This is a genomic window from Segatella copri, from assembly GCF_009495355.1.
GTDB lineage: Bacteria > Bacteroidota > Bacteroidia > Bacteroidales > Bacteroidaceae > Prevotella.
On the sequence record NZ_VZAD01000020.1, the window covers coordinates 87,481 to 96,251 of the forward strand.

General features: G+C 46.7%; 4 protein-coding genes. All 4 read left to right on the forward strand.

The window, feature by feature from the left end:
• The first annotated feature begins 474 nt into the window (after positions 1 to 474).
• Complete coding sequence (locus tag F7D20_RS02340; protein ID WP_158462685.1) at positions 475 to 3,036, forward strand: zinc-dependent metalloprotease; 2,562 nt, start codon at positions 475 to 477, stop codon at positions 3,034 to 3,036.
• A gap of 270 nt (positions 3,037 to 3,306) precedes the next feature.
• Positions 3,307 to 6,357 carry a SusC/RagA family TonB-linked outer membrane protein gene (locus tag F7D20_RS02345; protein WP_228114078.1) on the forward strand — a complete coding sequence of 1,017 codons (3,051 nt, stop codon included), beginning with the start codon at positions 3,307 to 3,309 and terminating at the stop codon, positions 6,355 to 6,357.
• Positions 6,358 to 6,394: 37 nt separating this feature from the next.
• On the forward strand, positions 6,395 to 8,167 hold the full coding sequence (locus F7D20_RS02350; protein ID WP_158462686.1) for a RagB/SusD family nutrient uptake outer membrane protein: 1,773 nt from the start codon (positions 6,395 to 6,397) through the stop codon (positions 8,165 to 8,167).
• A 390-nt stretch (positions 8,168 to 8,557) separates the two neighbouring features.
• Positions 8,558 to 8,771: hypothetical protein (locus F7D20_RS02355; RefSeq protein ID WP_158462687.1), on the forward strand; the 214-nt coding region annotated here is incomplete at its 3' end.

Consider the following 8,771-nt stretch of genomic DNA (forward strand, 5'->3'; position numbering starts at 1 on the left):
TTTTCTATCTCTCTTAGGATATTCATATCCACACACGGCTTATCGACTCACGACTGTTTCAATCTTGAGATACGCCACCACCATGCTGTTGAAGATACGAATGTTGTCATTTGCTTATTATTTATGAATTATATTGTTTCGTTATTGTTTCGATTGCAAATTTACACTTTTTCTTTCAATCTACAAACTTTTTGTCGATAAAAATTGCAATTTCGATTATTTTTTATCACTTTATGCTCTTTACCATCACTCTCTCCGTCCCTATACCTTATTATATATACTCAACTTTCACAAATGGGGCAATAAGAGAAGGTTTATCAAAAATTCCCTATCAATCCGCTTACTTTTTTTTGTTAATTCTGCTACAAATCGATATTTTCTCATTTACTTTGGTTGTTTTTACATTTTTTATACGTAACTTTGCGCCATTAAACATTAACGTACTGAATAAAACGAAAAGAAAAAACATTTATTATGAAATTATCCACATTGGTATTGGCTGCAAGCATCTGCTTGACACCCGCACTTACCACCCAAGCCAAGAGTAAAAAAAAGAACCTTAACTCACTGACTGCTAAGTCGGATTCCACCAAAACAGACTACGCGAAAGTCACCAAGGGCGGAAAGAAAGATACAGGCTTGTTTACTGTCATCTACAACAACAAAAGTGGCAAGCTGTATTTTGAATTGCCCGACTCTGCATTCAGTCACCAGTATATCCTTGCCAACAGAATGGCAGCAACAAGCGACACACAGGATTTTGTGGCAGGACAGATGATCAATACCCCTCTGCTCATACAGTTCTCTAAAGATGAGCGAAACGTGTATATCAACCTCATACAGAGTAACAATGTCGTTGACAAGAACGACCCTATCGCAGCTTCTTTCGACAAGAATTTCTTGAATCCTCGTATGAAAGGCTTCAAGATTGTGGCTCGCAATAATGGCAATGTCGTTATTGACGTGACTTCTTTCTTCGGCACCAACGAGGCTTACATCTCTCCACTGAAAGAGGTTTCTGTTTTTTCTAAACTCTTCGGCGATGCCAATGCCATCAAGGGTACTTTCTCTGCCGATGCTTCCAGCATCGACTTCGTGAAGACTTTCCCTAAGAATATTGAGATAGAGAGCACCCTGTCATTCAACACCACAGGAATGGTCAAAAAGCCTTACTCTGTGAAGGTTCACCGTTCACTCTTTGTCCTGCCCGAGGATCCTATGCCTATGAGATACCAGGACAACCGAGTGGGTTTCTTCAATAAAAACAAGAACATATATAGTTCTTCTAAGGACAAGGTGGAGAGCAAGACCTACATCAACAGATGGCGCCTGCAACCCAAGCCCGAAGATATGGACAAGTACTTTGCCGGCGAACTGGTAGAGCCACAGAAACCTATCGTGTTCTATGTCGACTCTGCCTTCCCTGAGAAGTGGAGAGAAACCATCAAGACGGGTATAGAAGACTGGAACCAGGCTTTCGAGCAGGCAGGTTTCAAGAATGCCATCATTGCTAAAGACTATCCCAAGAACGATCCTGACTTCGATCCAGACGATATGCGCTACAACTGCTTCAAGTATGCAGTTACATCTACCGCCAATGCCATGGGTCCAAGTCATAAAGACCCTCGTACCGGCGAGATTCTCACAGCCGACGTCATCTGGTATCACAACATCGTATCGCTGTTGCACAACTGGCGCTTCATCCAGACCGCAGCTGTAGACAAGCGAGTTCGCAAGAACACCTTCGATGACGATGTGATGCGCGAGTCTATCCGTTATGCAGCAGCCCACGAGATTGGTCATACCCTGGGTCTGATGCACAACATGGGTGCCAGCTATGCTTTCGACGTTGAGCAGCTGAGAGACCCTAAGTTCACACAGCAGTATGGCACCACACCAAGTATCATGGACTATGCCCGTAACAACTACATCGCCCAGCCTGGCGATTTGGAGAAAGGCGTGCGCCTTACTCCTCCTGTTATCGGTGTGTACGACAAGTATGCCATCAACTGGGGTTACAGAATCATCAAGGGCGCCAATACTCCTGAGGAGGAAGTGGCTACTCTTAACAAATGGATTGCCGAAAAAGCCAACGATAAGAAATTCCAGTTTGGCGCTCAGCAGGTTTTAGGTACTGTAGACCCAACCGACCTGACCGAGGACCTTGGAAACGACCATATCAAAGCCAGCAACTATGGTATCAGCAACATGAAGATTCTGATGAAGAACTTCGAGAACTGGACCATGGAGAAGGGCGAGAGATACGACGACTTGGAGAAACTCTATCGTGAGGTTACCAAGCAGTACACCCGCTACATCAACCATGTGGCATCTTATATCGGTGGCATCGAATATACTGAGATCAGACAGGGCGACGGTCAGGCTCAGAGCATGAACTACATCAACAAGGCACGTCAGAAGGAAGCCCTCACATGGCTGCTTGCACAGATGCGCAGCTTCGACAGTTGGCTCACACCTCATGCCCTGCTGAACAAGATGGAACTGAGTTTGGATGTCAACAAGAACATCTGCAAGCGCACCATTTCTTCACTGTTCAACCCCACAGCACTCTATCGCATCAAGGAAGGTGGAATGGTAAATGCCAACACCAACTACACCATCGAAGGTTATATGAACGACCTGACCAACATGATCTTCAAGGCTCCTGTGGGTGGAAAACTTTCTTATGCCGAGCAGGCTCTGCAGTCTAACGCCATCAATCTGATGATGCAGCGCACTGGCTTGCAGACCGAAACAGGCAAGAAGACCAAGGGTCTCACCGACGACCAGTTGTGGCAGAACGACCTCGAGATGTCGCAACAGATTTGCAATGCCAACGATATGGCCGACAGCTTCGTACGTATCAATTATGGTGGCAGCATGCTCAGCGATGCTGAGACTGGTGCCCTGATGACAGGAAGCCTGCAGCGTGTACTCAACAAGTATCGTGCTTATCGTGCTACCGCTACTGGCAGCACCCGCGACTTCTACTCTTATCAGATTCTTCTCATGGAGAAGTTGCTGAACAATAAGTAACTCTACTTTCGCAAGTTCAGAAGTTTAAAGGAGTTAAGGAGTTAAAGAAGATAACGCTTCGCTCAGAAGTTAAAGCCAACAGTCTTTTTGGAAGCATACTCAGCAGTAAAGCTGTTGTCTTAACTCCTTTAACTCCTTAACTCCTTTAACTCCCCGAATTCCTCAAAAAGAATTCTCCCCGAATTCTCCCCAGAACAAGTTATATATTTGAAAATAAATATTTTTATGAGAGAGAACAAAACACTGCACTACTACATGAAGTGGGCACTCATGCTTACTTTCATGTGGGTATGTCAATTTGCAAACGCCCAGGACTTCGTCAAGGGTAAGGTGATCGACCAGGCTGGTGAGCCTGTCACTGGTGCCTATGTAAGGTGGAAAGACACCAAGATAGGTGCCAGCACCGATGTGGATGGCAACTTCTCCATCCCTGCCCATCAGGGTAAGTTGGTCATTTCTTTCCTTGGCTACAAGACCAAGGAGGTAAGCGCTCAGTCTGGCAAACAGATAGAAGTGAAACTGGAAGAAGACGCCCAGCATCTCGACGAGTTTGTCGTAATAGGTTATGGTCTTCAGAAGAAATCGTCTATCACAGGTTCTATTGAGACCATCAAGGCTGATGACTTGCTCATGATGCCTACCGCCAACCTCGACAATGCGCTTACCGGACAGGTGGCTGGTCTGCAGGTCATGGCTTCTACGGGTGACCCAAGTACAGCCAAGGAAGCTGCCCTTCATATCCGTGGTATTAACTCAGCTCCTTTGCTCGTCATCGATGGTGTGCCAAGATTCGGTACGACTACTTCTGATGGTGAGACTCGTCTTTCTGACCTCAACCCCGATGACATCGAGAGTATCACCGTATTGAAAGATGCTGCCGCTGCTGCCGTATATGGTGCACGTGCCGCTAATGGTGTTATTCTCGTACAGACCAAGCGTGCTGAGGGCAACCAGAAGTTGCGCATCAACTACCGTGGCCAGTACAACCTCCAGGAAGCCACCAAACTGCCTGAGTTCCTCGATGCCTACGAGTTTGCCAAGCTTCGCAACCAGGCCATTGCCAATTCACCTTCCAGCACCCTGGCTCCTTATACAGAGGAGCAGTTGGAAGAGATCCGCACTCACGCCAACCCCAACGTCTATGGCGACAGCAACCTCTTAGACTATCTCGACAAGACGGGCTACTCTACCACTCATGCTGTTTCGGCAAGTGGCGGCAACTCTTACGTAAGATATTATCTCTCTTTGGGCTATGCCAACTCTAAAGGTCTCTATAGTGGTGTTGGTCGCGACCGCATCAACTACTCTATGAAGTTGGATGCCACCCTAACCAAGGGGCTCGTTCTGTCTGTCGACTATACAGGATCCAACACAAATTCCAAGAACAGCAGCTATACAACCCTCGATGCAGCCTACAACTATTCTCCCCTCCAGGTATTCGAGTTTACCAATGGCGAGTTGGCAAGTATCGATGGAAGCAACCCACTCATCAACCTTCGTGGCTTGGGCGGATACATCAAAGATCTGTCAAGAATGGGTACTGTGAATGTCAACCTGAGATGGGACATTCCTTGGGTAAAGGGTCTGAATGCCTATGTACGTGGAACCTTCGATGACAACCATCGTATAGAAAAGAGATACAGCACTCCTGTAACTCTCTATACCTATAACCCAAACACAGAAGAGTTTGCCATCGACCAGAATACGGTTTACCCTAAGGCTAAGACAACCTTAGAACAGGCCGACCGTTTCTATAAGAGCCAACTTTATGAGGCTGGTATCAACTACAACAACACCTTTGCTGCAAAGCATACCGTAGGAGCCACTCTGGTCATGAACTACCAGCGTCTCAACAATCTGTCAATGATTGGCACAAACCTCGACAAGACTTCCGTGCCTGAGACCATGGGTGTGGCCAAGAGTTCAAAGCTCAATGGTGACGAGACGATCAACGAGCGTGCCTCTACCATCGGCCGTCTCAACTACAGCTATGCCAACAAGTACTTTGCCGAGTTCAGCTTCCGTGTAGATGGTTCTACCAACTTCTCGCCCTCCAACCGCTGGGGCTTCTTCCCTTCTTTCTCTGGTTCGTGGGTTGTTTCTAATGAGGAATTCTTCAAAGCCTGGAAGCAGGGCGTCATCTCTAACCTCAAGCTGAGAGCCTCTACAGGATGGTTGGGTAACGACGGAACGGTGGGACCATATTCGTATCTGAAGAACTACACCGAGTCTGCCAACTATGGTTACAGCTTCGGCAGCAAGGGTTCTTCCTCAGGTGTTTACCGTCCTGGATTCACACTCATGACCTATCCTAACACCGATTTGTCATGGGGAAAGACCCACGACTATAACTTCGGTTTGGACATGGGCTTCTGGAATGGCCGCATCGGTGTGTCTTTCGATTACTTCGTACGTTACGAGACCAACAAGATCACATCAGCACCCGACTATCTCTTCCCTCCTTCTACAGGTACCGATGGCGCCTATCCTTCTATGAACTTCAGCAAGCTGAAGGCATGGGGCTGGGACTTCACTATCAGCCACAAGAACACCATCGGCAAGTTCAAGTACAATATGTCAATCAACCTGTCAAAGAGCAACGACAAATACCTCGACTATGGCGATGAGACCAATCAGTTGCCCAACCTTCGCCGTAAGGGAACCAGCAGTCTGACATGGAAAATGTATCAGGCAGCAGGTCTCTTCCAGAGCCAGGAAGAAATCGACAACTGGCCACTCGACCAGGACGGACGTGGCAATGCCACCTTGGCTCCTGGTGACATCAAATACATAGACCAGAACGAGGATGGTGTTCTCGACTCCAAGGACTTAATCTTTGTCAAAAACTCTTCACGCCCAGATATGGACTTCAGCTTCCGTATAGGAATGCAGTACAAAGGCTTCTTCCTCAATGCCATCTTCCAGGGCGAGTCAGGCTACAAGCAGAACATTACCGATTCCTATACGATAGAAAACGGAACCTTGCCAAAATATCAGAAGTATCACCTTACCGACAGTTGGTCGGAGAGCAATCCTTCTGGCAAATATCCACGCGTGAAGATTGCCACCAAAAATGACAACAACCGCAAGGAATCTACATTCTGGATTGAGGACTGTAATTTCGTGCGCCTCAAGTTGCTTAACCTCGGTTACAACTTCCCAGGCAGTATCGTCAAGAAGATGAGCCTTTCTTCGCTCAGCATCGCTTTGCAGGCAAGCAACCTCTTCACCATCAGCAGTCTGAAGAGCATGGACCCAGAGTCACTCCGTGGCTACCCTATCCAGCGCTCTTATGGTGTAACTCTCAACTTAGGTTTCTAACGAGACCACATTATATTATATATAGAACACAGAAAGTATGAAAATACAATTCAATAGAATCATAACCATCATTACACTCGCAGCCACCACCGGTGTGCTGACGAGTTGCGACAGCCTGTTCAGGGATGCTCCTCTCAACAAAATTTCCGAAAAGTCGGTATGGGGAAATCCTCAGCTTCTCGACGAGTACGAGAGCTCCTGGTACCGCAACATGAGCAATGGCTTCGATACTTACGTCGGCACAATATCGTTGATGAAGAGTAAGTCGAGATACTTTATGCCTTGGTTTGGCGATCAGATTACAGTAGGAAAAAACAGCTACTTTTCTGGAGGCTATGGCGATCTCCTCAAAGGCAATGAAAAGCAAATCACCAACTGGGCAAGTGTTACATGGAGCAAATACTTTACACAGATTCAGTCCATCAACACCTTGTTGGAGAACTTAGGCGAGATCAGCAATGGCGACCAGAAGAACCGCATCATCGGTGAGGCGCACTTCATGCGTGGCTATTACTATTATATGCTGTGGAGAATGTTTGGCGGTGTAACTCTCATCGACCACACTTATAATCCGCTGATTAAAGAAGAGAAGTTCCCACGTGCAAGCTATCAGCAGATGGTAGACTTCATCGTGGCTGAGGCCGATGAGGCTGCCAAGTATCTTCCCCAGGCTCATGCCACTACCGAGACAGGTCGCGCCACCAAGGGTGCAGCTATCATGCTCAAGGCGAAAACTTACCTCTGGGCTGCCAGTAAGGTATTCCAGAACAAGGGTGAGGAACTAACCTACTTAGGCTTTGCCGACGACCAGTCGCACATCATGCTGGAGAAGGCCAAGAAGGCTTACGAAGACCTCTTCGCTCTGAACCAGTATAGCCTCATCCCTATCTCTGCCACCACACAGGACGAGATCAAGGAAGCTTATCGCAACATCTTCCTCACCAAGAACTCACAGGAGTCTATCCTTGAGGTGCAGCACTCTGACGATGGCGACTTTGCCAATAAGTTTGGTCATAAGCTCGATAGAGACGCGGCCTCTCCTTTCTTTACAGGAAATACAGCAGCATACACTCCTACCCAGAACCATGTGGACGAGTATGGCATGCAACCTGGCAAGACCTACGATGCACAGCATCCATACGACAACAGAGACTATCGTTTCTATGCCAACATTCTGTATGATGGATGCACCTATCGCAACCACGGGATGGACATTCACTATACAAACAACAAGGCGGGTGCCGACATCACTCCTTATGGTTCCTCTTATTCTGCCGGTGTGAGCAAGACGGGTTATTACATGGGCAAGTTTGTGGACAAGAGTCAGACTATCGACAACAACGATACTTATGCCAGCAAACAGAACTTCATCATCTGGCGATTTGCAGAGGCTCTGCTCGACTATGCCGAAGTTTGCTATGACTTAGGAAACACAGACTTAGCCGAGGAGTATGTCAACAAGACCCGTCAGCGTGTTCACATGCCGGACATTGAGAATCCTACACTCGACGACATCAAGAACGAGCGTCGTGTGGAAATGGCCTTCGAGGAAACCACCTACTGGGATCTCTTCAGATGGGGTGTGGCAGAGCAGAAGATGAATGGCGAGACCAATCCTCTAAAGGCGATGCGCATAGATGTCACAACAGCAGATGGCAGGGTGACAAACACCAAATACACCATCAGCAACTTGAACAAGTCACCAAAGAATGTGAGATATTTTGCCAAGAAGCAATACTATCTCCCCATTCCATGGAGCGAGATCAAATATCACGACATTGCCCAGAATCCAGACTGGACTGAGCAGTAAATTTATACCCTATCATGGGGACAACAACCTCTACGACATTCACAGACGCAGCATCCTTGCTCGTCTGCGAATGTTTTTTATGCTCCTGTTGATTCTCCATAAGGAAGATTAACTGTATTTTTTGTATCTATAAGATTTCATATCTGATACTTTTGGGATTTATCGTTGAGTATGTGCTCGTACGTAAAAGTTTTTTATGAAAAAAGTGTCAAAGTATCATTTTTTTGCTGAACGTAAAGATAAATAACTGACATATAACAAGATAGAAGAATGATACATTTTGGATTATCTTACAAGAAGTATCATAGAAGTATCATAGAAGTATCATTAATCTGATAGAAGTATCATAAAAAACGTTATCTAAGTATCACAAAATCGTCATGAGCCATTATGCATAAAAGCAAAGCCACCGATCTGCAAGGAGTGCCCAAGAATCGTCTGACTTTTGGGCACTCTGTGCCCATCGCACGGGCAATCAATGCCCACCGCTTGTTCAGTCAATGCCCGTCGCTTGTTCAGTCGATGCCCATCGCTTGTTCACTGAGTGCTCACTTGACGGGCAAGACAGACCACCTGATGGTCTCTTACAGAACGGCTTATGTGA

Excerpts from the sequence above, each read along its gene's own strand:
- F7D20_RS02340 (WP_158462685.1), top strand. The coding sequence starts at position 475 with ATGAAATTATCCACATTGGTATTGGCTGCAAGCATCTGCTTGACACCC.
- F7D20_RS02345 (WP_228114078.1), top strand. The coding sequence starts at position 3,307 with ATGCTTACTTTCATGTGGGTATGTCAATTTGCAAACGCCCAGGACTTC.
- F7D20_RS02350 (WP_158462686.1), top strand. The coding sequence starts at position 6,395 with ATGAAAATACAATTCAATAGAATCATAACCATCATTACACTCGCAGCC.